A 24,177-nucleotide genomic window follows, 5' to 3' on the forward strand; every position below is an offset into this window, starting at 1 on the left:
AAATAAGCCCCCGAAAGTCTAACTTCGGCGCCGCCAACACCCCAAACCGGCACGTTTCATTGCAGTGCCAGCCCTTGGCAACCGGCGTTAAAGCGCCAAATCCAGCTGGGTCAGGCGCTCGCTGCACGCTTCGCTGGCCGACAGACCCACGGCTATCCCAACCAGGCGTATCCCCCGCCCTTCGGCGCGGGTCAGCGCCTGGGACAGCAGGGCCTGGTACAGCTTCACCGAGGGCTCGTCGGCACGCTGCTCTATAGTGGTCTGGCGGAAATCGCTGAACTTGAGTTTCACCACCAGCTTGTGAATACGCCGGGCACTGCCGCTGCGACCTATACGACGATTGAGTTCGGGGATCAGTGAAGCCATTACCTGCAAGCAATCTGCTTCACTGTGAATGTCCTTCGCCAGCGTGGTCTCGACGCCAACGGATTTCCGCTCCCTGTGGGGCGAGATGCCGCGCTCATCGCGGCCGTGGGCCCGCTCCCACAGCACGGCGCCGAATTTGCCAAAGTGCTGTGCCAGCATGGCCGGTGAACAGGCCTGCACCTGGGCACAGGTTTCCAACCCCAGGGTTTTGAGTTTTTCCTGGGTTACCTTGCCGACACCGGGGATCTTGCCAAGGGACAGGCCACTGACAAACCCGGCCACCGCCGCCGGTGTTATCACGTATTGGCCGTTGGGTTTGTTGAGATCCGAGGCCACCTTGGCAAGAAACTTAACCGGTGCCACCCCGGCCGAGGCGGTCAACCCGGTTTCCGCCAGGATATCGGCCCGGATGGCCTCGGCTATCAGGGTGGCCGAGCCCTGGTGCAACTGGCAGTCACTGACATCCAGATAGGCTTCATCCAGCGACAGGGGCTCAATCAGGTCGCTGTAACGGTCGAAGATGGCGCGGATCTGCTGCGACACCTGCTTGTAGACCTCCATCCGTCCCGGCACCAGGATAAGGTCGGGACACAGGCGCATGGCGTAAGCTGTGGCCATGGCCGAACGCACACCAAAGCGGCGCGCCTCGTAATTACAGGTACTGATCACCCCGCGGCGTTCGCTGGCACCGCCGACGGCCAGGGGCTTGTCGCGATACTCGGGAAAGTCGCGCATCTCCACCGCCGCAAAAAAGCAGTCCATGTCGATATGAATGATTTTTTTCACCAGACACCTCCACCTGCAAATATACTGTATAGATAAACAGTGGTAAACAGGATGAAGGCAATAAAAAAGGCGCCCGCAGGCGCCTTTAAAATTCGGAGGCTCAGATCTTGAACTGACCTATGTTCTTGGTCAGGGCCTGGGTCAATTGCTCAAAGGCCCTCAGGGTGCCGGCCAGGTCCTCACTGGCACTGTGAGAATCGTTCGACAGGGAGCGGACATTCTCCACGTTCTGGGCCACCTCTTCGGCAACCACGGCCTGCTGGCCTATGGCCACGGTAATGTCTGTGGTTTGCTGTTGCACCGACTCAATGGCCGAGGTGATGTCAAACAGGGCCTGCTCCACTTTCCTGGTCAGGTTCTCACCCACGCTCGCCTGTTCCACTCCGGCTTCCATGGCGGACTCGGCCTGCAGGGCGCCCTGTTGCAGGCTTTGGATGATGCCCTGAATATTGGCGGTGGAATCCTGGGTGCGGGATGCCAGGGTGCGCACTTCGTCAGCCACCACGGCAAAGCCGCGGCCCTGTTCACCGGCACGGGCCGCCTCAATGGCGGCATTGAGCGCCAACAGGTTGGTTTGCTCGGCGATGCCGCGGATCACGCTGAGCACCTCGCCGATCTGTTCGGAACTGGCGCGCAGGGCCTTGATAACACTGGCGGCTTCGGTGACCCGGATCGACAGGGTCTGAATACCTGCGGTGGCTTCGGTCACTATCTTGCGACCATCGCGGGCCTGCTGCTGGGCCTGCTCGGCAAAGTCGCTGGTGCGCTGGGCCGTGGCCGCCATTTCCTGACTGGTGTGGGCCATTTCCGTGGCTGCCGTGGCCACCGAATCAATCTGGTGTTTCTGGGTCGAGACAGCGCCAACCGCCAGATCGCAAATCTTGCGTGCCTCTATGATGCCGTCGCCCACATCCCGGGTCAGGGCGCGGGTATCTATCAGCATACGCTGCACCTTCTCAGCAAAACGGTTAAAGGCGGTGGCCATTTGCCCCAGTTCGTCCTCACGCTCTATCTCGATACGTTTGGCGAGGTCGCCATCACCGCGGGCGATATCCTCCATGGCTGCCAACAGGGCGCTGAGCTGGCGACGCAGGGGAATAAGCAGCAACCACACGGTTACACCCACCAGCAACATGATACCAATGGCCATCAGGCAGGCATCCCAGAAGGCGGCCCGCACCGGCGCTTCAATGGCAGAGGTGGGCAACATAAAGGCCAAATGCCATTGCTGCTGGGGATAGTCACCACCGACGGCGGTATATACCACCCGCTGTGGCTCACCCTGATAGTCCACTTCGGCAAAGCCCTGTTTGTTTTGGCGCATCAGGCGTCCCAGAGCAGAAAAGCCCTGGTTGTCGCCGGCCAGGCCATCGACCTTGTCAATCTGCGACCCCGGTGGGAAAGCACTGTTGAAGCCAGGGAAATACACCAGCTTGCCATCGTCTGTCATCAGGAAGGCCTGGCCTTCGCCCTGGTACTTGATGGGGCCCAGCAGATGCTTGCCTATGGTATCGATAAGAATGTCCATGCCACCTATACCGAGCAATTTACCCTTGTCGTCATAAACGGGGGTTTTCACCGTGGCAGAAATGGAACCGTCGTTGGCATCCACAGCCGGATCGCCCACAAACAAACCGCCCTTGTCTATGGCTTCCTGCCACCAGGGGCGCTTGTTGGTGTAATAGTTGGGATCACCGTTATAGCGGCCATTGAGATCAAAATATTCAAAGGTGTTGGCGGAGCCGAAAAACACCGATTTAATGTCGCTGTCCTTATCGGAGAAAAAGTGGAAATACTGGACTATGTCGCGATATTGGCGGTCCATATCCAGATTGCTGCCCCGGTCCCTGTAGTTGGCAAACCAGTTGCGCAGTCCGGGTTCGGCGAAAATCGAATGGATCACCTGTCCCTTGGCGATGAAATAACTGCGGATCTCGTTGCCTTTCAGCTGCACCAGACCACTGATATCCGTGTCCACTTCCTGACGGGTGGAATCGCTGGCGCGGTTAACCAGCAAGGCGGCGACCAAAGTAAGCAGCACGGCCAGGGCCCCCACCAGGGTCAGCACCAACTGCAGGCTCAGTGAACGCTTGATATATCCCATGTTCTTATCCTATCTATTATTGTTGTCATTTCCGGCGGCGTTCCACACTGGCTACTGCCATTGCCATCCAGGGCAAATCAAAATGCCAAAGTGTGAGCCGGATCCGGAATATTCCAATCTACCAAGAAAGACGGGACCTTAACACTGGGAAGTGACAGGGATTTTGCGACACGCAGATATTTACACCAAGAAGCAGCAGCATGAAAACACATTCGATTACCATATCGGCACTAAATAGTGATTCACTTGTCATTGGTGCACAAAAAAGCAACAAAAAGGCCAGCGAGCGCTGGCCATAGGGAACAATCAGGATCACATCTTGGACTGTAGGTAATTGTGCAGGCCCACCTTGTCTATCAATCCCAGCTGTTTCTCCAACCAGTAGAGATGATCGTCTTCGGTTTCATCCAACAGCAACTCCAATAATTCGCGGCTGACATAATCCCCTTTCTGCTCGCACAGAGCGATTACCTCACGCAGGTGGGCGACCACCTTCTTCTCGTAGGCCAGATCGTTTTCCAGCATCTCTTTGACATTGGAACCTATGTGCAGCTTATCGCGACTGGCGACATCCGGGGTGCCCTCCAGGAAAAGGATCCGCGACACCAATTTCGCCGCGTGTTCCCGCTCATCATCGGATTCATGCTTGATACGTTCGTAGAGTTCATTCAGGCCCCAATCCTCGTACATGCGGGCGTGAACAAAATACTGATCCATGGCCGACAGCTCACCCGTGAGCAAGGCATTGAGCGCGGCTATCACCTCGGGTTGACCTTTCATCTGTTGCCTCCTTAGTCATCCATCTGGCTTTGCAGATAGTTCTGCAGGCCGGTCATGCGGATGAGATCAAACTGGGATTCCAGCCAATCCAGGTGTTCCTCCTCATCCTCGAGAATGTCCTCCAGAATGTCGCGACTGACATAATCCCGCTCCTGCTCGCACAGGGCAATGGCCGAGCGCAGCAGGGGCAACTCCTGCTCCAGCTGATCCTTATCGCAGGAGAGCATTTCCTGGGCATGCTCGCCAATCAGCAGCTTATCCAGCTGTTGCAGGTTTGGCAGTCCTTCAAGAAACAGAATACGTTCGATAAGTTTGTCGGCATGTTTCATATCCTGAATCGACTTTTTGTAATCCTTGCCGTTGAGCTTTTCCAGCCCCCAGTTGCCGAACATGCGTGCGTGCAGAAAATATTGATTGATTGCGGTCAGTTCGGCGGTAAGTACCTTATTTAACTGAGCCACAACATTGGCTTGGCCTTTCATGGTGAGTGTCCCTTGGCTGAAATTTGATCCAGATCAACTATTTCAAGCTAGTACACAAGTGCCGATTTCTCAAATTTATCGTTTTATTTCAAAATTATATAGAACAAGAATAATTATTGTTCAGAATTGAATTTCGCTCCAAGCAGAAGTAAAAATCCACCTGCATAGCAGGTGGCTTTGACACAGCCCCCTAAAAGGGGGCTTAAAAACTAACCTTCCAACCCTAACGCTATTTGCCGTTTCTCTTCTTCTTTGGCTGTCTTTTCCTGGTGCCGTACATATCTACGGATTATGTCTTCGTTTGCTCCTACTGAGTCCACAAAATAACCCCGTTGCCAGAAGTGATTCCCCCAGAGCTTGTGCTTTCTTAAATAAGGAAATTTGGCAAACATCCTGATCGCGGTTCTCCCTTTAACAAAACCCATTAAATCCGACACGCTTAGACTGGGTGGGGTTCTGACTACTAGATGGACATGATCTTCCTGAACATTTAGTTCCACGACTCTGCATTTCTTCATGTTGCAGTAAACATAGATACTTCGATAAAGCTCTCTGCCGAGATTACCTTTCAGGATTTTGTACCTGTACTTGGGTGTCCAAATGAGGTGATACTGACAACGATAGAATACGTGAGACGCGGATTCATATCTGCTCATGCTACTTACTCCTTGATTTGCTGGTAACAAACCGAGGGAGTATTTAGCATGGGCATTCTCCGGGCAAAGCCCCACCAGAACGATCACCACCTCCATAGGAGGTGGTTTTAGGGTGACAACAAAAACGGCTCCCATGGGAGCCGTTTCAGATCAGATGATCCTGTGTTTGTTCAGCTTTTCTTCGCGTTCGGCCTTGGCGGCCTCACGGGCCTTGCGTCTGTCGCAGGGCTCATCACAATCGCAGGCTTTTTCAATCCCGAGGGCGCCCAGTCCGCCGCAACTTCCCTGCACTACTTTTTTCCGGATCAGATATCCCACGGACATCAACAGGAAAAACAGCATCAACACGACAAATGCCGCAATAAAGGTGCTCATATACTACTCCTGCTCGCCTATCAGATAGGGTTTAAAGGCATCACTGTAGAAGACCTTGAAACCCTCACCCTGCTTTTCAATCAGCATTATCGCCAGCTGCTCGCGTTTGGCAAGCTCAAGTGACGCTTCGGTGCCAAGAACCATCATGGCCGTGGCCAAACCGTCGGCGGTCATGCAGTCCTTGTGCATCACGGTTACCGACGCCAACTTGTGCTTAATGGGGTAACCGCTGCGAGGATCGATAAGGTGCGTATAGCGCAGGCCTTCTTCCTCATAGTAATTGCGATAGTCACCGGAGGTGGCCAAGGCCATGGTGCCGGGCGCTATTACCTGGGATATGGCCCTGCCCTCACTGGTGGGTTTTTCTACCGCCACCCGCCAGGCACTGCCGTCGGCCTTGGTACCCTTTACCGATAATTCTCCGCCTATTTCCACCAAATAGCCACTGACGTCGTAACCGTCGAGCACATGGGCAATCTTGTCGACCCCAAAGCCCTTGGCGATGGAAGACAGGTCCACATAGAGCATGGCATTGTGCTTGGACAGCCTGTTGCCTTCAATGGACAGCTGATCTATGCCGGTGCGGGCCTTGGCAGCTGCAATTTCTGCCGGCGTCGGCACATGGGTCGGGCGCTTGTCGGGACCAAAACCCCACAGGTTCACCAGGGGACCCAGGGTAATGTCCAGGGCGCCGCCCGTCACCTGATACAGACGCATGCCCTCGCGCACCACCTTGATGGTATCGGGGGACACCTCAATGCTCTGCTCCAGTGGCAATTGGTTAAATTGACTGAGTTCAGACTTGGGCCTGTAGGTGGACATCTGATCGTTCACCAACTCCAGCGCCGTGTCGATCTCGGCCTGCAGCTTATCGGCCTTTGGCACCTTGGCATTGGGCACCAGCTTTATGTGATAGGTGGTCCCCATGGTGTTGCCGGAGAGGGAAATCAGCTCGGGCTCTTTGGCACAGCCCGAAATAAAAAAGGCCAGCCCGACGAGGGCCAGCCAGTTTAATAAGGTCTTTTTCATTGGGACCTGCATCTCTTTGCGATTTGTCCCCCGGCAAGCCGGGGGACACTGGCATTAACCGCCGAAGTCATCCAGCAGGATGTTTTCATCTTCGACACCGAGATCTTTCAGCATGGCGATCACGGCCGCGTTCATCATTGGAGGACCACACATGTAGAACTCACAATCTTCCGGAGCGTCGTGGTCACGCAGGTAGTTCTCGTACAATACGTTGTGGATGAAGCCGGTGTAACCGGTCCAGTTATCCTCGGGTTGAGGATCGGACAGGGCCACATGCCATACAAAGTTATCGTTTTCGGCCGCCAGACCGTCGAAATCTTCCACGTAGAACATTTCGCGCTTGGAGCGGGCACCGTACCAGAAGCTCATCTTGCGCTTGCTCTTCAGACGCTTGAGTTGGTCGAAGATGTGCGAACGCATTGGGGCCATACCGGCACCACCACCGATGAATACCATTTCAGCATCGGTATCCTTGGCAAAGAACTCACCGAATGGACCGGAGATGGTCACCTTGTCACCGGCCTTCAGACTCCAGATGTAAGAAGACATCTTACCGCAAGGCAGGCTCAGGTTACGTGGTGGTGGTGTGGCAATACGCACGTTCAGCATGATGATGCCGAATTCTTCAGGGTAGTTGGCCATGGAGTAAGCACGGATCACCGGCTCATCAACCTTGGACTCCAGCTTGAAGAAACCGAAGTGTTCCCAGTCGCCACGATATTTCTCAGGTACGTCGAAATCGGCGTACTTAACGTGGTGAGCTGGAGCTTCAATCTGGATATAACCACCGGCACGGAAAGGCACAGACTCACCATCTGGGATGGCCAGCTTGAGTTCCTTGATGAAGGTTGCCTTGTTATCGTTGGAGATAACAGTACATTCCCACTTCTTGATACCGAAAATCTCTTCGTCCAGCTCGATCTCCATGTCAGATTTTACGTTTACCTGACAGGACAGACGACAACCCTTACGGGCATCACCCTTGCTGATATGGTCGAGTTCGGTTGGCAGAATGTCACCGCCACCGGACTTAACCACCACGCGGCACTGACCGCAGGAGCCACCGCCACCACAGGCAGAAGATACGAAGATACCATTGTCGGCCAGTACGTTCAGCAGCTTGCCACCGGCACCGGTAGTGATGCCTTTTTCCGGATCATGGTTGATACCGATTGTGATGTCGCCACTGGATACCAGCTTGGACTTGGCGAACAGGATCACCAGTACCAGGACCAAAACGATCGCGGTAAACATCCCGACGCCCAGAAAAATAATATTACTATCCATTAACTTATCCTTAGAAGGTCTAAATTAATCAGAAGATCTAAATTAATCGCCTTCTTTGAGTGCCTCTTAGAGGGACACACCAGAGAACGACATAAAGCCCAGCGCCATCAGACCGGCAGTGATAAAGGTAATACCCAGACCACGCAGACCTTCGGGAACATCGGCATACTTCAGCTTTTCGCGAACCGCGGCCATCAGCACGATAGCCAGGGCCCAACCGATACCTGAACCAATACCGAACACCACGCTTTCGCCCAACTTATAGTCACGCTCAACCATGAAGGATACGGCACCGAAAATGGCGCAGTTCACTGTGATCAGCGGCAGGAAGATACCCAGGGCGTTGTACAGTGGTGGGAAGTATTTATCCAGCGCCATTTCCAGGATCTGTACCAGGGCTGCGATCACACCGATGAAGGTGATGAACTTCAGGAAGCTCAGATCGGCCTCAGGCAAACCGGCCCAGGCCAGTGCGCCGGGAGCCAACAGGCCCTGGTAAATGATTTGGTTGGCGGGAACCGAAATGGCCAGTACCACGATAACCGCAATACCCAGACCCATGGCGGTGGTCACTTTTTTGGATACCGCCAGGAAGGTACACATACCGAGGAAGAAGGCCAGCGCCATGTTTTCAATGAAAACAGAACGGATTAACAGACTGATGTAGTGTTCCATTGACCTTATCCTTTTGCTTCAACTTGGTCAGGCTTGTAAGTGCGGATGATCCAGATCAGCGCACCGATCAGGAAGAACGCACTGGGTGGCAGCAGCAACAGACCGTTTGGCTGATACCAGCCACCGTCTGAGACCTTGCTGAGGATTTCCACACCGAACAGCGAACCGTTACCAAAGAGTTCACGGATAAAGCCAACAGACAACAGGATGGCACCATAACCCAGACCGTTACCTATACCGTCCATGAAACTCATCATTGGCGGTGTCTTCATGGCGTAGGCTTCGGCGCGGCCCATCACGATACAGTTGGTGATGATAAGACCCACGAATACCGACAGCTGTTTGGCGATGCTGTATGCATAAGCCTGCAGCACCTGATCCACCACAATTACCAGAGAGGCAATGATGGTCATCTGCACAATGATCCGCACACTGCTTGGAATGTGGTTACGGATCATGGAGATGAACAGGTTGGAGAACGCGGTTACCGCGGTCAGTGCCAGGGTCATCACCAGGGCAGTTTCCAGCTTGCTGGTTACCGCCAGGGCACTACATACACCCAGTACCTGCAGGGCAATGGGGTTGTTGTTCAGAATAGGTCCGGTGAGGACCTGTTTCAGTTCTTTGGAATCGGCCATTAGCTCAGCCCTCCGTTGCGTGCTTTTTCAATGAAAGTCGCAAAACCTTCTTTGCCCAGCCAGAAGTCAAGTGAGTGCTGCACACCATTACTGGTCAGCGTCGCACCGGACAGGGCATCCACACCGTGAATGGTGGCTGCGGTAGCAGGGTTCTTGGTCACAGTAATGGCCACTTTACCTTGCTCATCAAACAGCTTCTTGCCTTGCCACAGTGCTTTCCATTTGGGGTTCTGTACTTCGCCGCCCAGACCAGGAGTTTCCGCCTGATCGTAGTAAACCAGACCTTGAACTGTGTTCATGTCAGGCTCAAGGGCCAGGAAGGCATACATGGTTGACCACAGACCGTAGCCGTGAACCGGCAGGATCACGCTGGTCAGCTTACCGGCGTCATCGTGCACCAGGTACACAACGGCGTTGTCGGCAACACGCTTGACAGAAGCAATGTCATTCTCAGGCACGAAGGAGGTCTTCACATCGCGGGCCGCTTTCTTCTGGTCAAAAGCATCGGCATCGCCTTGAACGAATTCACCGGTCTTGATGTCGATCAGACGCGCTTCAACGTACTTTTTATAGGTGTCGATGATCTGCGCCTTGCTCACCTTACCGGCCTTGGAATCGATCAGGCTGGCGGCTTCCAGAATGTACTTCTGCTTGTCGAGCAGCTTGTTTTCTTCTTGGGTTGGCTTGAGCACCACGGCGGCAACAGATACGAATACCGCGCAAATCAGGCAGAGGCCAACAACGATAAACAGCGTTCTTCCGAACGAATCTTTATGACTAGCCACGGGCGATCCTCCGCTTGATATTCGCCTGAACCACGAAATGGTCGAACAGTGGTGCAAACAGGTTGGCAAACAGAATCGCCAACATCATACCTTCCGGGAATGCGGGGTTAACCACACGGATGAACACCACCATGGCACCGATCAGGGCACCGTAGGCCCACTTGGCTTGGTTGGTGAATGACGCGGACACAGGGTCGGTCGCCATAAACATCATACCGAAGGCGAAACCACCCAGCACCAGGTGCCAGTACCAAGGCATGGCGAACATGGGGTTGGTATCGGAACCGATCAGGTTCAGCAGCATGGACACGGCAATCATACCCAGCATCACGCCACCGACGATGCGCCAGGAAGCGATGCGGGTATAGATGATAACCAGACCACCGAGCAGGATAGCCAGGGTAGAGGTTTCACCAACAGAACCAGGAATAAAGCCATAGAAGGCATCCCACCAGTTCTGGTTGAAGGCATAGTCCAGAGTGCCGGCAGCAGCCTCGCTCAGGGCAGTTGCACCGGAGAAACCATCGGCCACAACCCAGGTGGTGTCACCGGACATGTTCAGCGGATAGGCGAAGAACAGGAAGGCACGACCGGCCAGGGCTGGGTTAAGGAAGTTACGTCCGGTACCACCGAACACTTCTTTGGCAATGACCACACCGAAGGTGATACCCAGAGCCACCATCCACAATGGGATAGTCGCGGGCAGGGTCAAAGCAAAGAGGATGGAGGTAACGAAGAAGCCTTCGTTCACTTCATGACCACGTACGGCTGCAAACAGCACTTCCCAGATACCGCCGATGGCGAAGGTCACGGCATAGATAGGCAGGAAGAAACAGGCACCGTACCACATCAGCGCAGCCCAACCGGATTCAGCGGTCAGCTGGGTACCGAAAATGCCGAACAGGTCAACCTGCCACACGTCCGGAGTACCGAAACCGGCAGCCAGGGCCAGTTGCGCCTGCAGACCCACGTTGTACATACCAACAAACATCGCCGGGAATGCACAGGCCCACACAGTGATCATCATACGCTTCAGATCGAGGTTATCGCGAACGTGGGTGCGGCCCTTGTTCACCTTACCTGGCGTATAAAAAATGGTGTACGCGGCTTCAAAGAGCGCGTACCACTTCTCGTATTTACCGCCTTTTTCAAATTGCGGTTCAATACGCTCAAAAAAATCTTTCAAGCTCATTAGCCTTCCCTCTCCACGGTATCCAGGCAGCTACGCAAGAACGAACCGTAGTCATACTTGCCGGGACAAACAAAGGTACACAGTGCCAAATCTTCTTCGTCCAGCTCCAATGCACCCAGAGCAACCGAGCCGTCGGTATCGCCGGCCAGCAGGTTACGCAGCAGCATGGTAGCCAGGATGTCCAGAGGCATGACGCGCTCGTAGTTACCAATCGGCACCATGGCACGATCAGAACCGCCGGTGCTGGTGGTCATGTTGAACAGACGTGAAGGAGACAGGTGGCCGAGGAAGGCGCGGGTGATAGAGTATTTGTTGGCACCGGGCAACATCCAGCCGATGAACTCTTTCTCAGTACCTTCTTCGAGCAAGCTCAGTTGCTGATGATAGCGACCGAGGAACGCATGTGGACCCGAGGCGGTACGACCGTTGAGCACAGAGCCGGAGATCTTGCGCACGTTACCTGGTTGTACTTCACCGGCAGCCAGCTGTTCGATGCTGGCACCCTGCTGGGTACGGACCAGACGCGGCTTGGCCGCCTTTGGACCACCAATGGCAACCACACGATTGGTGTTCAGTTCACCTGTGGTGAACAGTTGACCAATGGCGATCACGTCCTGGTAACCAACATGCCATACGCTGCGGTGGGCAGAGGCAGGCAGAATAAAGTGGATATGAGTACCAGCCAAACCTGCAGGATGAGCACCGGCGAATTCGTGTACTTCGGCGTTGGCGGCCGGTACATCGGCACCTGGTGCCTTGCAGAGGTAAACCTTTCCTTCGGTCAGCTTCGCCAGCACCTTGAGGCCGTTGGCAAAATCTTCCTTGTGCTCACGGATAACCACAACAGGGTCCGCAGCATGGGGGTTGGTATCAATGGCAGTCACAAAAATACCGGCCGGGATTGCATCCACAGCGGGTACCTTGCTGAAAGGACGGGTACGCAATGCAGTCCACAGACCTGATTCGATCAGGTTGTCGCGAACTTGCTGCGACTCAAGCGAATCCAGTGCTGCCGCATCATACTTGGCGAAGGCGACGGCATCGTTGCCTTCCACCTCAATCACCACAGATTGCAGAACACGCTTGGCGCCCCGGTTGATTTCGAAAATAGTTCCACTGGCCAAAGCCGTATATTTCACGCCAGGATTCTTTTTGTCTTCAAAAATCACCTGACCTTTTTGAACCTTGTCGCCTACCTTGATTTTCATGGTAGGACGCAGGCCAATATACTCTTCACCCAATGTAGCTACGTGTTTAATGGCTGGGCCATCATGGATAACTTGCTCTGGTCCACCTGCTAAGGGCAGATCCAATCCTTTCTTAATTGTAATCATATCCACATGCACTACGTTTGAAGGAAAGACAATGCGCCGCGTTCCGTTTAAACAGCCGGTTTTAAACAAAACCGTTCGCCTGGAATTAGCGCTGATTTATCACAGAAATGCGATCGCAATCACGCTGGTCGCGCGCATTTTACCCCAATTGCATTGCCATCGCCACGAAAATTATAGGCACATTTAAACGGGAAAATGTTGAAATTACACCCTTTTGCCACACTTTCCCTACCCAATTTTTCGGCCCCCTAATCATTAAAATTTATTAATGCAAGCAACATCTTAACTTCCAATTTTACAAGCGCTTGCCACAATCAAGATCACAAAGCCCGGCTTAAACCGGGCTTTGTGTGTCGAAGGGTTAAATTGTCGCAATGGGAGCTGGATCACCCTTGCCAGCGATAGCCCATAAAAACGGCAGCACCTGCCCCAGTTTGCACGCCAATTGGCCCCCTTATTTGGGGCTCTGTTTCACCACTCAGGTTCTCGGCCCGCAGGAAGAATGTATGATTGCCAAGCCGATAATCCAGATTGAGATCGACCCGGGTTACCCCATCGAGTTCGGCATCAGCCATTTCAAGATATTGCCCCTGAAGGGTCAGGCTGATATTGGCGTAACGCACACCGGCCGTCAGTTTAAGACTATGCTCGGGCAACCAACCCAGCGCGCCATCCTCGCCGGCACACAGGCCAAGATTGTCCACACAAGCGTTGGCCTCGGCCTCGTTGTGGCTGAAGTCATAGTTGACTCTCAGAGGCCAATGCCAGTCACCGCTGTGCCACTGGGCATCCAGCGTCAGGTGCCCGCCCCTGGCATTGACATCCTGCAGGTTAAATTGCTGCAGCATCAGGTCAGAGTTGCAGGCCGAAATGACTCGGCAGTCCAGATGCCAGTTGGCAAAACTTTGCTGCCAAAGGGTGGCTTCAAGCGCAAGGTTTTCCCCCTGCCATCTGGAACTCACGCTATGGTGCCAGGACTCCTGGGGCCGCATAGCACTGTTGCCTGCGGCCGGGGCTTGCCACTCGGCGCGGCTGGCCAAGGTCAGGGACCAGTTTCCGAGACCATAGCTCAGCTGCAGCGATGGCTGCCAGCTGCGGTCCTGAAAGTCAGTGTTCACCCACTCGCCGGCTTGCAAGGCTGCAGCGCCATTTCCCAAGCCTTCGGCGCCCGGGCCGATGTTGCGCTCAATTCGGCTGTCGAGATATGCCAAATCCAGCCCGAGGTGAATGCTCGCTAACCTGAACCCAGCCCCCAGATTTGCCGCCAGTTGTCTGCCGGAATCCGCAATCGATATACCCGTTACCGGCAATTCGAGGTTCATTTCTCCCTGCGACCACAGCATCCCCGCCTGCCGGGGATGGTATTCGCCCCTGTCCTCCTGAAAACCCAAACCGTAATGCACGCCCTCTGAGCCCGCAGGCCGACCGTCAATCCGCAGGCCATAAGCCAAAAGGTCCGCATCGATTCCGCCCTGTTGGCCATCAAAAAAGTAAGGGGTCACTTGCGAGGCAAGGGCCAGGGCGTCAAGCATATCGACAGGTGTCTCCTCCCCGGCGGTCAGAGAGCGTTGTTGGCGTTCCGTTTGTTGGTAGTAAAGTCGGGTATGGGTTTGCCGCACGCCAGCTGCGCCCAATCTGTGGTCCAGCAGGATTCTGTGGGCCTGCTGTTTAACCCTGTCGGCCGCCGTCGCCTGAAAAGGCTCCGGCGCCACTTTTGCGGTAAACGACCTCCCCCAGGGGGAGTCAAACGCATCCCGATAGCTGTACTGGTAACTGAGCTCGGTGCGCTGCCATTTGCGTGCCCCTGGCAAACTGTCGGCCGCCATTTTCATCAGCAGGCCCTTTTGTGAATCGCTCTGCGGTTCGCGGTATTGCCACTGCTGTTCATCCTGGCCCCTGGCATATTGGCCAAGCAACATAAACTCCACACCATCACCTTGTTGGTACCAACCGATGTCACCATTGTTTGCATCCCTGTCACCGAGTTCCAATCCAAAGCGATTGCCAGTCTTGCTTAAGGCGCGGCTGGACAGCTGAATATCGCCCTGGTGGCAATCAGCCGCCCCATTACACAGCGCCAGGGTATCGATAAACTCCACAGCCAGAGGGATTTCCAATGCAGGGGCGGTCAAGGGCGCGGCGAGCAAACTGATGCCATCAAGGGACAGTGTCGCTGCACGGCCATGGTGCAGACGAAAATCACTTTCCGGATAATTTCCGGGAACCTGGCTGATACCGGGCAGCAGATCAAGCAGAGGCGTCAGCGTGCCGTAGTGGAACTGTCCCGCCACCGAGCTATCAAGCTTGATTGATTGTAGGGTATCGCTGTCGTTGGCTATGACCCGGGATGGCAAGAGACAATATGGCAAGAGACAATAAAGCAGCAGGAAAAATCGGTTCGCCGAACTTGGCTTCATTATGCTTATTCACCCGAAAAAATAGCGCTGGGCGATGGATGCGGTTAAGCGCCTCGCCGTATTAGAATTATTTGATAAAACTAAGCTATCCCAATCGGGGCATAAAAAAAAGCGGCAAACGCCGCTTTTTTGACACTGTGTCAAAATGTCACAGCTTGTTTAAAATCTCATCGGCAAGCTTGAGTTCATCATTACGGTTAACCTTGACGCCTGCTGCGATGACAGCCCTGGCGATATCCTGGGCCTGGGACAGCGAATGCATTTCATAGGTGCCACATTGATACTCATTGAGTTCGGGAATCGCCTTTTGATCCTGCACCTTGAGCACATCCTCCATGGCGGCCAGCCAGGCTTCGGCCACCCGGCTTTCCGTAGGAGCGCCTATCAGGCTCATGTAGAAACCGGTGCGGCAACCCATGGGGGAAATGTCAATAATTTCCACTCCATTACCGTTCAGGTGATCACGCATAAAGCCGGCGAACAGGTGCTCCAGGGTGTGAATGCCCCGTTCGCTTAAAATGTCCTTGTTGGGAGCACAAAAACGCAGGTCAAACACGGTAATGGTATCACCGCCGGGGGTCTTCATGGTCTTGGCCACCCGCACAGCGGGAGCATTCATACGGGTGTGATCGACGGTAAAACTGTCAAGTAACGGCATGCTGGATCTCCAATCTCTAACCTGGGCCTGTGCCCGGGATTAGCATAGCATCAAAGGCGGCCGGCCTACACGGCCCTGACCCGCCGCCCATCCTCAGAAATATTCATGTTGGCTGACGCCAATTATTGCCGCAGCCGGGTGTAGGCATCCTCGGAAATGGCGTGATAGCGCCTGACGCCCTGCTCATATTCCTTATAGGCCTGATAGACCTTTTCCATCATGGGGTCCTGGGCCGACTGCTCGGCAATCACCTCCGCGGACACCTTGCGCAGCTCGGCTATCACATCCTCGGGGAACTGGCGCAGTTGCACCCCATGCTCGTTCACCAGGGAATCCAGCGCCGCCACATGGCGAACTGTGTACTCATCGAGCATGTCCTGGTTGATGGCCTTGGCAGCCCCCTTGACTATGGCCTGCAAATCCTTGGGCAATGCCGCAAAGGCCTGCTGGTTAATCAGAAACTCCAGCGATGAACCCGGCTCATGCCAACCGGGGTAATAGTAATACCTGGCGGCCTTGTGCAAACCGAAGGCCAAATCGTTAAAGGGCCCCACCCATTCGGTGGCATCTATGGCCCCAGTCTGCAAAGCGGTGTAAAGCTCGCGTCCCGGCAGGGTTACCGGCACACCACCAACACGCTTGAGCACTTCTCCACCGAGACCGGGCAGGCGCATCTTCAGGCCCTTAAGATCTTCCATGTTATTGATTTCACGGTTGAACCAGCCGCCCATCTGCACCCCGGTATTGCCACCCGGTAAGGGAAGTATGCCAAAGGGTGCGTAAACCTCCTCCCACAATTGCTGGCCGCCGCCATAGGTGAACCAGCCGTTCATCTCCTGGGCGTTAAGGCCAAAGGGAATGGAGGTAAAAAACTGCGCCGCCGGCGCCTTGCCCTTCCAGTAATAAGCGGCCGCGTGCCCCATCTGTACCGTGCCCTGACTGACGGCATCGAATACCTCGAAGGCCGGCATCAGCTCTCCGGCACCGTAGACCTTGATTTTCAGTCTGCCGGCGGACATCTCCTCCACCATGGTCGCGAATCGCTCCGGCGCCATGCCGAGGCCCGGAAAATTCTTTGGCCAGGAGGTGGCCAGCTTCCATTCTATGGGTTTAATCTCGGCCTGGACTTTGCCCGCTTGCTGTCCGTCCTGCTGATTACAGCCCAGCAGCATGGCCGCCGCCAGCAATGCCGCCCCTATCCTGAATTTCATACAAACGACTCCTTTTCCATTTTGTCAGGGGACTCAGCCCTGACCATAAATCACTTCCGGCAACCAAGTGGCAAGTGCAGGCCACAGGCTGAGCACCAAGAGCAACAAGAGTTGTATGGCGACAAAGGGCACCACACCGCGATAAATCTGGGCACTGCTGACCATCTGCCCTGCCACACCCCGCAGATAAAAGAGTGCAAAACCAAAGGGCGGGGTCAAAAACGAGGTCTGCAGGTTAATGGCGATCATTATCCCAAGCCACACGGGGTCCAGCCCCATTGCCAGTAAAATCGGCGCCACCAGCGGCACCACCACAAAAGTGATCTCGATAAAGTCGAGAATGAAGCCGAGCAGGAAGATCACCAGCATCACCAAGACTGTCGCGCCAATCACGCCACCGGGCATATTGGAAAACAACTGATGGATAAGCTCCTCACCGCCAAGACCGCGAAACACCAGGGAAAACACCGAGGCACCAATGAGGATCAAAAACACCATGGAGGTGATCTTGACCGTCGCGTGCATCACCTCACCCAGCACCCGCCGACACAGCTGTCCCTTGATAAGGGCAATGACCAGAGCACCACCGGCGCCAACGGATGCGGCCTCGGTGGGGGTGGCTATGCCAAACAGAATTGACCCCAATACCAAAAAAATCAGCAGCATGGGCGGCAGCAGTGCCGTCAGCACCTGGCCCCACGATATGGCCTCAGCCCCATTGGCCTCTTCCGTTTTGCCAAAGGCGTTTGGCCGCCACCAGAGCATCAATGCCGTATACAGCACATACAGCAGCACCAACAGCAGCCCGGGGATCAGGGCACCGGCGAACAGATCACCGACGGACACCGACTTGGGATTGAAGATCCCCATTTTCAGCTGTGCCTGCTGATAGGCATTGGACAGCACATCTCCCAGCAGCACCAGGGCGATGGAGGGTGGGATAATCTGCCCCAAAGTTCCGGTGGCACAAATGGCACCGGCGCTGAATTCCGCGGAATAGCCACGTTTAAGCAGGGTCGGCAGCGACATCAGCCCCATGGTAACCACTGTGGCGCCCACAATGCCGGTACTGGCCGCCAGCAACATGCCAACAAAAAACACGCTGAAGATAAGCCCACCACGCAAACGACCAAACAGCGCCGCCATGGTGGTCAGCAACTGTTCGGCCACCCGGGATTTTTCCAGCACCACGCCCATAAACACGAACAGGGGTACCGCCATCAGGATGCCGTTGTTAAGCACCCCATAAATGCGGTTCGGCAGCAGCCCCAGCAGGCTGAGGTCAAATTCGCCAAACAGACTGGCAATAAAAGCAAACAGCAGTGCCGTCCCCCCCAGAGTCAGGGCCACGGGGTACCCCAGCATCAGCACCAGACAAATAACAGCAAACAATGCCAGCGCCATATCAATATTCCCCCCGCTTCAGGCTGATGCCCTTGCGATACAGCTGAGCCAGTCCCTCCAGTACCAGACTGGTGGACAGCACCAGCAGCAGGGATTTTTGCAGGTAGACATAAGCCAGGCCACCGGCCTCCACCGAGGATTCGTGAATGCGCCAAGCGCCCAACACATAACCCCAACTGAAACCGAAAATGGTCAGCGCCAGGGGGAATAGGAACAGCAGGGTGCCGAGAAAATCAATCCAGCACTGACTGCGGGCCGAAAAACGGCGATAGAAAACATCAACCCGCACATGGGCGTCACGTTTGAGGGTAAAACCGGCGGCCAGGGTAAAAATGGCGCCGTGCAGATAAAGGGCCGTTTCCTGGATGGCGGTGGCGCCGATGCCAAATACGTAGCGCAACAGCACCACGGTCAGGGTCAACAGCAAAATAGCCAGGCTGCACCAACCCGCAAGCCGGCCGCAACCTTCGGTCAGCGCCTCGGCCCATTCAATTAAGTGTTTCATTGCTCTTGTTATCCGTAAAAATCGCAACCTATTGATAACAGAAAAAACACAATGAATAAACAGCCGTTAAGCACTGTGGATTGTCGGCTGTACATAAAAAAACCACGCCTGAGCGTGGTTTGTCATATCACAGCTGCCGGTTCAACCGCCGCGGCACTTAGGCGAGTCGGGGGCCGCCCCCTGGGCCTGCCATTCTTCGGGGGTATAAGTGTGCATCGCCAGCGCGTGAACGCCGCCGGCCAGCTCGTCAGCCAGGGTCTGGTTAACCGCACGGTGGCGAGCCAACAGTCGCTGGCCACTGAAATGCTCACTGACCACTATCACCTTGAAATGGGTCTCTGAATTGGGTGGCACATTGTGCATGTGGCTCTCGTTGTTCACCTCAAGATGGGTGGGCGCCAGTGCCTGGGTCAGCTTGGCTTCAATGATTTGGGCTAAAGACATTTTCTGTTCCGCAATTTGAGGCTTGGTATGTGCGCAAGGTTACTGCCGTCATTCTTACCGGTCAATCGTGCCGGTCAATCAGCTGATCAATTAACAGTGCCGTGAAATCCCGGGGTAAGCAGACGAAAGGTGAAGTTCAGCCGCTCGCCGACGCCCTTGCATCTGGGCAGGCCGTGTTGCCAATGCTGCTGCATGGGATGATGCATCAGCAGCAGATCGCCGCTGTTCAGTATCAGGCTCAGCCGCCGCCCCGTGAGCTTGTCCTTGAGCACAAACTCACGGCTGGCCCCGAGGGTGATGGAAGCTATATCACTGCCGGGCACCAGCTCGGGTTCGTCGTCGCTGTGAAAGCCCATGGCATCCTCTCCGCTGCGATAGCGGTTGACCAGCACACCGTTGCTGACAAAACCCAGCTCCCGCGCCAGCTTGGCCCGAAGCCTCGCCGCCAGCGGCGGCCAGGGCAAGGCCTTTACCAGCAGCGAAGAATAGACATAGTCGCAGCCGGGATCGGCAAACCACACCTGCTGCCTGGGAATGGGGTGCCACTTGCCGTAGACTCTAATCGACGGACTATCGAAGGGATACCTGCCGGCCTCGGCCCACAACGCATCCTGTCTTGCCTGGTCGAGAAATCCCGGAATATAGGTCATGGGCGGCATCTCGACATCACCCAGGCCAAAATCCAGTTGCACTCCCTTTAACATTTACCATCGCCTCTGTGGTTGGGATCTGCGATAATCCCCGCTTTGCTCATCTGTTACTTTGCCATATGACCACCCGATTTTCAGCCGCCGGTATCGAAATGCAACTGCGTCGTTATCCTGAAACGGCCGATGCCAACCTGCAGGCCTGGGATGCTGCCGACGAGCATCTGCTGCAACACCTTTGCGAAGCAGGGGAATTGCCGAAGGGGCCAGTGATGCTGCTGAACGACAGCTTCGGCGCCCTCTGTTGTGCCCTTAAACAGCGCTGGCCCGAGACCGAGCTGCTGTTTTGCTCCGATGCCCGCACCGGCCATTTGGGAGCCCAGGCCAACCTGACTCTCAATGACCTGGCGCCGGGAAACACAGGTTTTCATGCCAGCCGTGAGCTGGCCAGCTTGCCCGTCCCGGGATTGGTACTCGCCAAGCTGCCAAAAAACCTGAACTTTCTGGCCGACCAGCTGCAGCAGTTGTCCGGGCTGTTACCGACCGGCACCCGGGTGCTTATCGGTGCCAAGGCCAAGTCCATCAACAAGGCGCTGCTGGAGAATATCGGCAGCCATCTGGGCCCTGCCCAGGCAAGCCTGGCGTGGAAAAAGACCCGAATCATCACCGTCGTTGCCGACGGCAAGCCACGGCCGCCATTGAGCATCAGCCGCTGGTCGGTTCCCGAATATGATCTCACCCTCTCCAACCTCAGCAATGTGTTTGCAGCGAGCAAGCTCGACATTGGTGCACGTCTGATGCTGGAACACATGCCGACGGACAATTTTACGTCGGTCATCGATCTTGGATGTGGTAACGGGGTCTTGGGTCTGCGGGCCGCGCAGTTATACCCTGAGGCCCAGGTACATTTTGTCGATGAGTCCGAAATGGCCGTCGCCAGTGCCGAGGCCAACTGGAAGGCCAACGGATTCAAGGACAAGGGCCACTTCCACTGGGATGATTGCCTCAGTCACCTGGATGAGAGCATCAGCGCCGATCTCATCCTCTGCAACCCGCCCTTCCATCAGGGTGAAGCCATCACGGACCATATCGCCTGGCAGATGTTCAACGACGCCAAACGACGCCTCAAGCCCGGTGGTCTGCTGCAGGTGGTGGGCAACCGCCATTTAGGCTATCACATCAAACTCAAGCGGCTGTTTGGCAACTGCAAAACCGTCGCCAGCAATGGCAAATTTGTCATACTGCAAGCGTGGCGCTGAGAACTTTAAGACGCCAATAAAAAAGGGACCCTGGCAGGTCCCTTTTTTTATCGCACTGTCCCCTTACACACTCCCCTTAAAGGGCGGCATCATCGAACAGGCGAACATGGGTCAAACGTGCCACTTCGTCTATATAGCGCCGCACTCTGTGGGGGAACTCAAGTCCTGCGACCATGGTCAGATTGCGCAGGGTTGGGAACAGCAGTATGTCGTCGTATCCCAGGCTGTCATCCCGCTCCGATGGCAAGGCGATAAATTCAAGGTGGGACAACAGGGGTTCCAGATTGGCGATATAGTCCGCGCTGTGGGCCAGCGCATCATCAAAGCTCATCTCAATCAGGGCACTCTTTTTCTCGATGTAGAAATCTATGGCGGCTTGAGTGGCATATTCCGGCAGCCCCAAACGCACTGTGCGGGGATAGATAAGGCGATTGGCATAGAAACTTACGCTCCCCTGCCAGGCCTTGATGACCTCTTCATGCTCCGCATCACTCAACACAAGTTTGCCATCAATAGCATCCAGATAGGCCACTATATCCAGACTTTCGCCCATAAAGCTGCCATCGGCTTTTTGCAGAATCGGCACCATATTGGCACCGACCATGGCAACACGGGCGTCCACATCGTCATTTTGCAGAATTTCTTTTTCGACTTTCAGTCCCTTAAATCCCACCAGCATCATGGCGCGAACACAGTAAGGGCAATGTTCAAACACAAACAGCTTCATTGAGTTTCCTTGGCAAGCCTTGGGCGAATGGCCCAAAGCTTACCCGATTTTCACGCCGCGGACATAGGGGGCGAACTGATCGCGGCACTGGGCCCCATCAACTATCCTTAACAGTGCACGTTTCTTCCAACAGGATGAACCATGACAGCAGCTTCACTTCCGGTCATAGGCTGGCGTGAATGGGGCATACTTCCGGACGTGGGCAATGAAAGGGTCAAGATCAAAATAGATACCGGCGCCAAAACCTCTTGCCTGCACGCCTTTAAAATCAAGCCTTTTTACCGTGACAAGGTTAAGTGGGTTGAGATCTGGCTCCATCCGGAACAGAAATCCTCCCGCGCGGTGCGTTGTGAGTTTCCGGTCCATGACAGGCGCCTGGTCACTGACTCCGGCGGCCACAAACAGCTGAGGTATGTGATCAAAACCTGCCTGGTATTGGGCGCCCATCAGTTCGAACTGGAGCTGACGCTGAGCCGGCGCGACAACATGCGTTTTCGCATGTTGCTGGGCAGAAGAGCCCTCAATGGCCGCTTCCTGGTGGATCCGGCGGCATCCTATTTAACAGGAGTAGACTGATGCGAATTGCCATTCTATCCCGCAATAAAAATCTTTATTCCACCAGCCGCCTGGTGGAGGCAGCCCGGAAACGGGACCATGAGGTTCTGGTGATCGATCCCCTCACCTGCTACATGAACATCAATATGAAATCCCCCAGCATACATGCCAAGGGCGAGGTGTTGCCGCAGTTCGACGCCGTGATCCCGCGCATTGGTGCCTCGGTGACCTTCTACGGCACCGCCGTGCTGCGACAGTTTGAGATGATGGGGGTGCAACCCCTGAATGAATCCGTCGCCATCACCCGCTCCCGCGACAAGCTGCGTTCGTTGCAGCTTTTGTCACGTAAAAACATCGGCTTGCCGGTCACGGGCTTTGCCAGCAAGCCGGCGGATGTGCCGGATCTGCTGCAAATGGTGGGTGGCGCCCCCTGCGTCATTAAATTGCTGGAGGGGACCCAGGGCATAGGCGTGGTGCTGGCCGAAACCCGCAAGGCGGCGGAAAGCGTGATCGAAGCCTTTATGGGGCTCAAGGCCAACATCATGGTGCAGGAATACATAGCCGAAGCCGGCGGGGCTGACATACGCTGCTTCGTGATTGGTGACAAGGTCATCGCCGCCATGAAACGCCAGGCTATCGCCGGGGAATTTCGCTCCAACCTGCACCGGGGCGGCACCGCCACCCTGGTCAAGCTGACGCCGGAGGAGCGCTCCACCGCCGTGCGGGCAGCCAAAACCATGGGATTGAACGTGGCCGGGGTCGACATACTGCGCTCCATGCACGGCCCCCTGGTGATGGAGGTGAATTCCTCACCCGGCCTCAAGGGCATAGAGGAGGCCACCGGCATAGACGTGGCCGGCAAGATCATCGGCTTTATCGAGGCCCATCAAACCCACCACAACACCAAAACCCGGGGCACCGGCTGAGTTTCAGCCCCTGTCGGGTGCAGCCGTCACTTCGGTGCTGCCACTATTTTCAGCGCCTGTGGCACTGTTCTCGACGACAGCGGCAGCGGGCGGCGCAAACAGCAGACGCCCGCGCTGCTTCAGGCTGAGATCCGGGGCACAGGCCTCACGCAGCATGTCGCGGGCCTCGCCGAAGGTAACCTTAAGCGGATTGAAGCTGTTCACCGGCTTGGTGATGCCATAGCGCACGGTTTCGATTTCAGGTTCAAAGGTGCAGAACAACCTGTCCCAGATGATTAGCACCCCGGCATAATTCTTGTCTATGTATTGGGGATTGCTGCCATGGTGCACCCTGTGGTGGGACGGGGTATTGAACAGCGACTCAAGCCAGCCCAATTTGCCCACCAGCTGGGTATGGACAAAGAACTGGAATCCCAGACTCGCCAACACGGAAAACACCACCCAGGCGGGATCGAAACCTATGATCACCAAGGGAATCCAAAACATCCACATGCCCGCCAGCGGATACAGCATGCTCTGGCGAAAGGCGGTGGAAAAATTCATGTTTTCCGAGCTGTGATGGGCCACGTGGGCCGCCCACATCCAGCGCACCCTGTGGCTGGCGCGGTGAAACCAGTAGTAGCAAAAATCCTGGGCCAGCAACAGCAGTAAAAAGCTTTGCCAATTCATGTCGATATCAAACAAACGCCAGCCAAAGAGCCACAGGTACAGCTTGGCGATGGCGAGCCCGGCCAGCAGATCCGCCCCCTGGTGCATACCGGCCAGGGATAAGTTACACAGCACTTCCGGCAAACGGTAACGGGCGCTGGCCGGCAGGCGGCCGCGAACGTCCCCCAGATACCACTCCAGGGCTATAAAGAGAAAGAACACCGGCGCCAGCGCCAGCAGTAAAAATTCCGGGTGGGATACCAGAGTTTCGAGGCCCATGATTCAGG

Annotated in this window: 25 protein-coding genes; 3 read left to right on the forward strand and 22 right to left on the reverse strand. The window is 55.3% G+C overall.

Features of this window, described 5'->3' with window-relative positions; all coding sequences use genetic code 11:
- Positions 1-87: 87 nt before the first annotated feature.
- The 20 genes from dinB to JYB85_RS13315 form a co-directional block, all read right to left on the reverse strand.
- Positions 88-1,152 carry a DNA polymerase IV gene (gene dinB / locus JYB85_RS13220; RefSeq protein ID WP_207320444.1) on the reverse strand — a complete coding sequence of 355 codons (1,065 nt, stop codon included), beginning with the start codon at positions 1,150-1,152 and terminating at the stop codon, positions 88-90.
- A 100-nt stretch (positions 1,153-1,252) separates the two neighbouring features.
- The gene (locus JYB85_RS13225; protein WP_207379669.1) at positions 1,253-3,256 is read right to left on the reverse strand and encodes a methyl-accepting chemotaxis protein; all 2,004 of its coding nucleotides are present in this window, start codon (positions 3,254-3,256) and stop codon (positions 1,253-1,255) included.
- 312 nt (positions 3,257-3,568) lie between these two features.
- Positions 3,569-4,036: a bacterioferritin gene (bfr, locus tag JYB85_RS13230; protein ID WP_207320446.1), complete on the reverse strand. Its 468-nt coding sequence runs from the start codon at positions 4,034-4,036 to the stop codon at positions 3,569-3,571.
- A gap of 11 nt (positions 4,037-4,047) precedes the next feature.
- Positions 4,048-4,518 (reverse strand): bacterioferritin, encoded by a 471-nt coding sequence (gene bfr, locus JYB85_RS13235; RefSeq protein WP_207379670.1) that lies wholly within the window; start codon positions 4,516-4,518, stop codon positions 4,048-4,050.
- A 209-nt stretch (positions 4,519-4,727) separates the two neighbouring features.
- Positions 4,728-5,174, reverse strand: coding sequence for an IS200/IS605 family transposase (tnpA, locus tag JYB85_RS13240; protein WP_207381945.1), 447 nt, complete (start codon positions 5,172-5,174; stop codon positions 4,728-4,730).
- Positions 5,175-5,324: 150 nt separating this feature from the next.
- Positions 5,325-5,549 (reverse strand): (Na+)-NQR maturation NqrM, encoded by a 225-nt coding sequence (gene nqrM / locus JYB85_RS13245; protein ID WP_207379671.1) that lies wholly within the window; start codon positions 5,547-5,549, stop codon positions 5,325-5,327.
- Between the two features lie 3 nt (positions 5,550-5,552).
- Entirely contained in the window at positions 5,553-6,578 is a 1,026-nt protein-coding gene (locus JYB85_RS13250; RefSeq protein ID WP_207379672.1) for an FAD:protein FMN transferase, read from the reverse strand.
- Between the two features lie 54 nt (positions 6,579-6,632).
- Positions 6,633-7,865, reverse strand: coding sequence for an NADH:ubiquinone reductase (Na(+)-transporting) subunit F (gene nqrF / locus JYB85_RS13255; RefSeq protein WP_207379673.1), 1,233 nt, complete (start codon positions 7,863-7,865; stop codon positions 6,633-6,635).
- Positions 7,866-7,931: 66 nt separating this feature from the next.
- Positions 7,932-8,540 carry an NADH:ubiquinone reductase (Na(+)-transporting) subunit E gene (gene nqrE, locus JYB85_RS13260; RefSeq protein ID WP_207379674.1) on the reverse strand — a complete coding sequence of 203 codons (609 nt, stop codon included), beginning with the start codon at positions 8,538-8,540 and terminating at the stop codon, positions 7,932-7,934.
- 5 nt (positions 8,541-8,545) lie between these two features.
- A complete protein-coding gene (locus JYB85_RS13265; RefSeq protein ID WP_207379675.1) occupies positions 8,546-9,178 on the reverse strand; it encodes an NADH:ubiquinone reductase (Na(+)-transporting) subunit D in 633 nt (210 codons plus the stop codon).
- Positions 9,178-9,963, reverse strand: a complete 786-nt coding sequence (locus JYB85_RS13270) for a Na(+)-translocating NADH-quinone reductase subunit C (RefSeq protein WP_207379676.1) — start codon at positions 9,961-9,963, stop codon at positions 9,178-9,180. The genes JYB85_RS13265 and JYB85_RS13270 overlap by 1 nt, the downstream gene beginning before the upstream one ends.
- Positions 9,956-11,155, reverse strand: coding sequence for an NADH:ubiquinone reductase (Na(+)-transporting) subunit B (locus JYB85_RS13275; RefSeq protein ID WP_207379677.1), 1,200 nt, complete (start codon positions 11,153-11,155; stop codon positions 9,956-9,958). The genes JYB85_RS13270 and JYB85_RS13275 overlap by 8 nt, the downstream gene beginning before the upstream one ends.
- Positions 11,155-12,489: a Na(+)-translocating NADH-quinone reductase subunit A gene (locus JYB85_RS13280; protein WP_207379678.1), complete on the reverse strand. Its 1,335-nt coding sequence runs from the start codon at positions 12,487-12,489 to the stop codon at positions 11,155-11,157. Before JYB85_RS13280 ends, JYB85_RS13275 begins: the two co-directional genes overlap by 1 nt.
- Before the next feature lie 386 nt (positions 12,490-12,875).
- Entirely contained in the window at positions 12,876-14,906 is a 2,031-nt protein-coding gene (locus JYB85_RS13285; RefSeq protein ID WP_207379679.1) for a TonB-dependent receptor domain-containing protein, read from the reverse strand.
- Between the two features lie 148 nt (positions 14,907-15,054).
- Entirely contained in the window at positions 15,055-15,564 is a 510-nt protein-coding gene (gene luxS / locus JYB85_RS13290) for an S-ribosylhomocysteine lyase (protein WP_207379680.1), read from the reverse strand.
- A gap of 122 nt (positions 15,565-15,686) precedes the next feature.
- Entirely contained in the window at positions 15,687-16,736 is a 1,050-nt protein-coding gene (locus JYB85_RS13295) for a TRAP transporter substrate-binding protein (protein WP_407695895.1), read from the reverse strand.
- Between the two features lie 72 nt (positions 16,737-16,808).
- Positions 16,809-18,179, reverse strand: coding sequence for a TRAP transporter large permease (locus tag JYB85_RS13300; protein ID WP_207379682.1), 1,371 nt, complete (start codon positions 18,177-18,179; stop codon positions 16,809-16,811).
- Position 18,180: 1 nt separating this feature from the next.
- Positions 18,181-18,684, reverse strand: a complete 504-nt coding sequence (locus JYB85_RS13305) for a TRAP transporter small permease subunit (RefSeq protein ID WP_207379683.1) — start codon at positions 18,682-18,684, stop codon at positions 18,181-18,183.
- Between the two features lie 141 nt (positions 18,685-18,825).
- Positions 18,826-19,128, reverse strand: a complete 303-nt coding sequence (locus JYB85_RS13310) for a BolA family protein (RefSeq protein ID WP_207379684.1) — start codon at positions 19,126-19,128, stop codon at positions 18,826-18,828.
- Positions 19,129-19,214: 86 nt separating this feature from the next.
- Positions 19,215-19,832 carry an alpha-ketoglutarate-dependent dioxygenase AlkB family protein gene (locus JYB85_RS13315; protein ID WP_207379685.1) on the reverse strand — a complete coding sequence of 206 codons (618 nt, stop codon included), beginning with the start codon at positions 19,830-19,832 and terminating at the stop codon, positions 19,215-19,217.
- Positions 19,833-19,897: 65 nt separating this feature from the next.
- On the opposite strand from JYB85_RS13315, the gene JYB85_RS13320 reads away from it, so the two are divergent.
- On the forward strand, positions 19,898-21,034 hold the full coding sequence (locus tag JYB85_RS13320; RefSeq protein WP_207379686.1) for a methyltransferase: 1,137 nt from the start codon (positions 19,898-19,900) through the stop codon (positions 21,032-21,034).
- Between the two features lie 76 nt (positions 21,035-21,110).
- Here JYB85_RS13320 and grxB read toward each other — a convergent pair whose 3' ends face one another.
- Positions 21,111-21,761 carry a glutaredoxin 2 gene (gene grxB, locus JYB85_RS13325; RefSeq protein WP_207379687.1) on the reverse strand — a complete coding sequence of 217 codons (651 nt, stop codon included), beginning with the start codon at positions 21,759-21,761 and terminating at the stop codon, positions 21,111-21,113.
- Positions 21,762-21,902: 141 nt separating this feature from the next.
- Here grxB and JYB85_RS13330 point away from each other — a divergent pair, with 141 nt between their 5' ends.
- Both JYB85_RS13330 and rimK read left to right on the forward strand, forming a co-directional pair.
- Entirely contained in the window at positions 21,903-22,337 is a 435-nt protein-coding gene (locus tag JYB85_RS13330) for an ATP-dependent zinc protease family protein (protein ID WP_207320464.1), read from the forward strand.
- Complete coding sequence (gene rimK, locus JYB85_RS13335) at positions 22,337-23,242, forward strand: 30S ribosomal protein S6--L-glutamate ligase (protein ID WP_207324389.1); 906 nt, start codon at positions 22,337-22,339, stop codon at positions 23,240-23,242. The genes JYB85_RS13330 and rimK overlap by 1 nt, the downstream gene beginning before the upstream one ends.
- Positions 23,243-23,245: 3 nt before the next feature.
- Here the strand turns inward: rimK and JYB85_RS13340 are convergent, their stop codons facing one another.
- Positions 23,246-24,169: a sterol desaturase family protein gene (locus JYB85_RS13340; RefSeq protein ID WP_207379688.1), complete on the reverse strand. Its 924-nt coding sequence runs from the start codon at positions 24,167-24,169 to the stop codon at positions 23,246-23,248.
- Between the last annotated feature and the right edge of the window lie 8 nt (positions 24,170-24,177).

This window comes from Shewanella sedimentimangrovi, from assembly GCF_017354965.1.
Classification (GTDB): Bacteria; Pseudomonadota; Gammaproteobacteria; order Enterobacterales; family Shewanellaceae; genus Shewanella; species Shewanella cyperi.

Bases quoted from the DNA above. Each gene is read 5' to 3' on its own strand.
- JYB85_RS13310 (WP_207379684.1), bottom strand. From the start codon at position 19,128: ATGTCTTTAGCCCAAATCATTGAAGCCAAGCTGACCCAGGCACTGGCG.
- bfr (WP_207379670.1), bottom strand. From the start codon at position 4,518: ATGAAAGGCCAAGCCAATGTTGTGGCTCAGTTAAATAAGGTACTTACC.
- JYB85_RS13275 (WP_207379677.1), bottom strand. From the start codon at position 11,155: ATGAGCTTGAAAGATTTTTTTGAGCGTATTGAACCGCAATTTGAAAAA.
- bfr (WP_207320446.1), bottom strand. From the start codon at position 4,036: ATGAAAGGTCAACCCGAGGTGATAGCCGCGCTCAATGCCTTGCTCACG.
- JYB85_RS13340 (WP_207379688.1), bottom strand. From the start codon at position 24,169: ATGGGCCTCGAAACTCTGGTATCCCACCCGGAATTTTTACTGCTGGCG.
- nqrE (WP_207379674.1), bottom strand. From the start codon at position 8,540: ATGGAACACTACATCAGTCTGTTAATCCGTTCTGTTTTCATTGAAAAC.
- tnpA (WP_207381945.1), bottom strand. From the start codon at position 5,174: ATGAGCAGATATGAATCCGCGTCTCACGTATTCTATCGTTGTCAGTAT.
- JYB85_RS13315 (WP_207379685.1), bottom strand. From the start codon at position 19,832: ATGTTAAAGGGAGTGCAACTGGATTTTGGCCTGGGTGATGTCGAGATG.
- nqrM (WP_207379671.1), bottom strand. From the start codon at position 5,549: ATGAGCACCTTTATTGCGGCATTTGTCGTGTTGATGCTGTTTTTCCTG.
- luxS (WP_207379680.1), bottom strand. From the start codon at position 15,564: ATGCCGTTACTTGACAGTTTTACCGTCGATCACACCCGTATGAATGCT.
- JYB85_RS13265 (WP_207379675.1), bottom strand. From the start codon at position 9,178: ATGGCCGATTCCAAAGAACTGAAACAGGTCCTCACCGGACCTATTCTG.
- grxB (WP_207379687.1), bottom strand. From the start codon at position 21,761: ATGAAGCTGTTTGTGTTTGAACATTGCCCTTACTGTGTTCGCGCCATG.
- rimK (WP_207324389.1), top strand. From the start codon at position 22,337: ATGCGAATTGCCATTCTATCCCGCAATAAAAATCTTTATTCCACCAGC.
- JYB85_RS13285 (WP_207379679.1), bottom strand. From the start codon at position 14,906: ATGAAGCCAAGTTCGGCGAACCGATTTTTCCTGCTGCTTTATTGTCTC.
- JYB85_RS13280 (WP_207379678.1), bottom strand. From the start codon at position 12,489: ATGATTACAATTAAGAAAGGATTGGATCTGCCCTTAGCAGGTGGACCA.
- nqrF (WP_207379673.1), bottom strand. From the start codon at position 7,865: ATGGATAGTAATATTATTTTTCTGGGCGTCGGGATGTTTACCGCGATC.
- JYB85_RS13250 (WP_207379672.1), bottom strand. From the start codon at position 6,578: ATGAAAAAGACCTTATTAAACTGGCTGGCCCTCGTCGGGCTGGCCTTT.
- JYB85_RS13305 (WP_207379683.1), bottom strand. From the start codon at position 18,684: ATGAAACACTTAATTGAATGGGCCGAGGCGCTGACCGAAGGTTGCGGC.
- JYB85_RS13300 (WP_207379682.1), bottom strand. From the start codon at position 18,179: ATGGCGCTGGCATTGTTTGCTGTTATTTGTCTGGTGCTGATGCTGGGG.
- JYB85_RS13295 (WP_407695895.1), bottom strand. From the start codon at position 16,736: ATGCTGCTGGGCTGTAATCAGCAGGACGGACAGCAAGCGGGCAAAGTC.
- JYB85_RS13225 (WP_207379669.1), bottom strand. From the start codon at position 3,256: ATGGGATATATCAAGCGTTCACTGAGCCTGCAGTTGGTGCTGACCCTG.
- JYB85_RS13320 (WP_207379686.1), top strand. From the start codon at position 19,898: ATGACCACCCGATTTTCAGCCGCCGGTATCGAAATGCAACTGCGTCGT.
- JYB85_RS13330 (WP_207320464.1), top strand. From the start codon at position 21,903: ATGACAGCAGCTTCACTTCCGGTCATAGGCTGGCGTGAATGGGGCATA.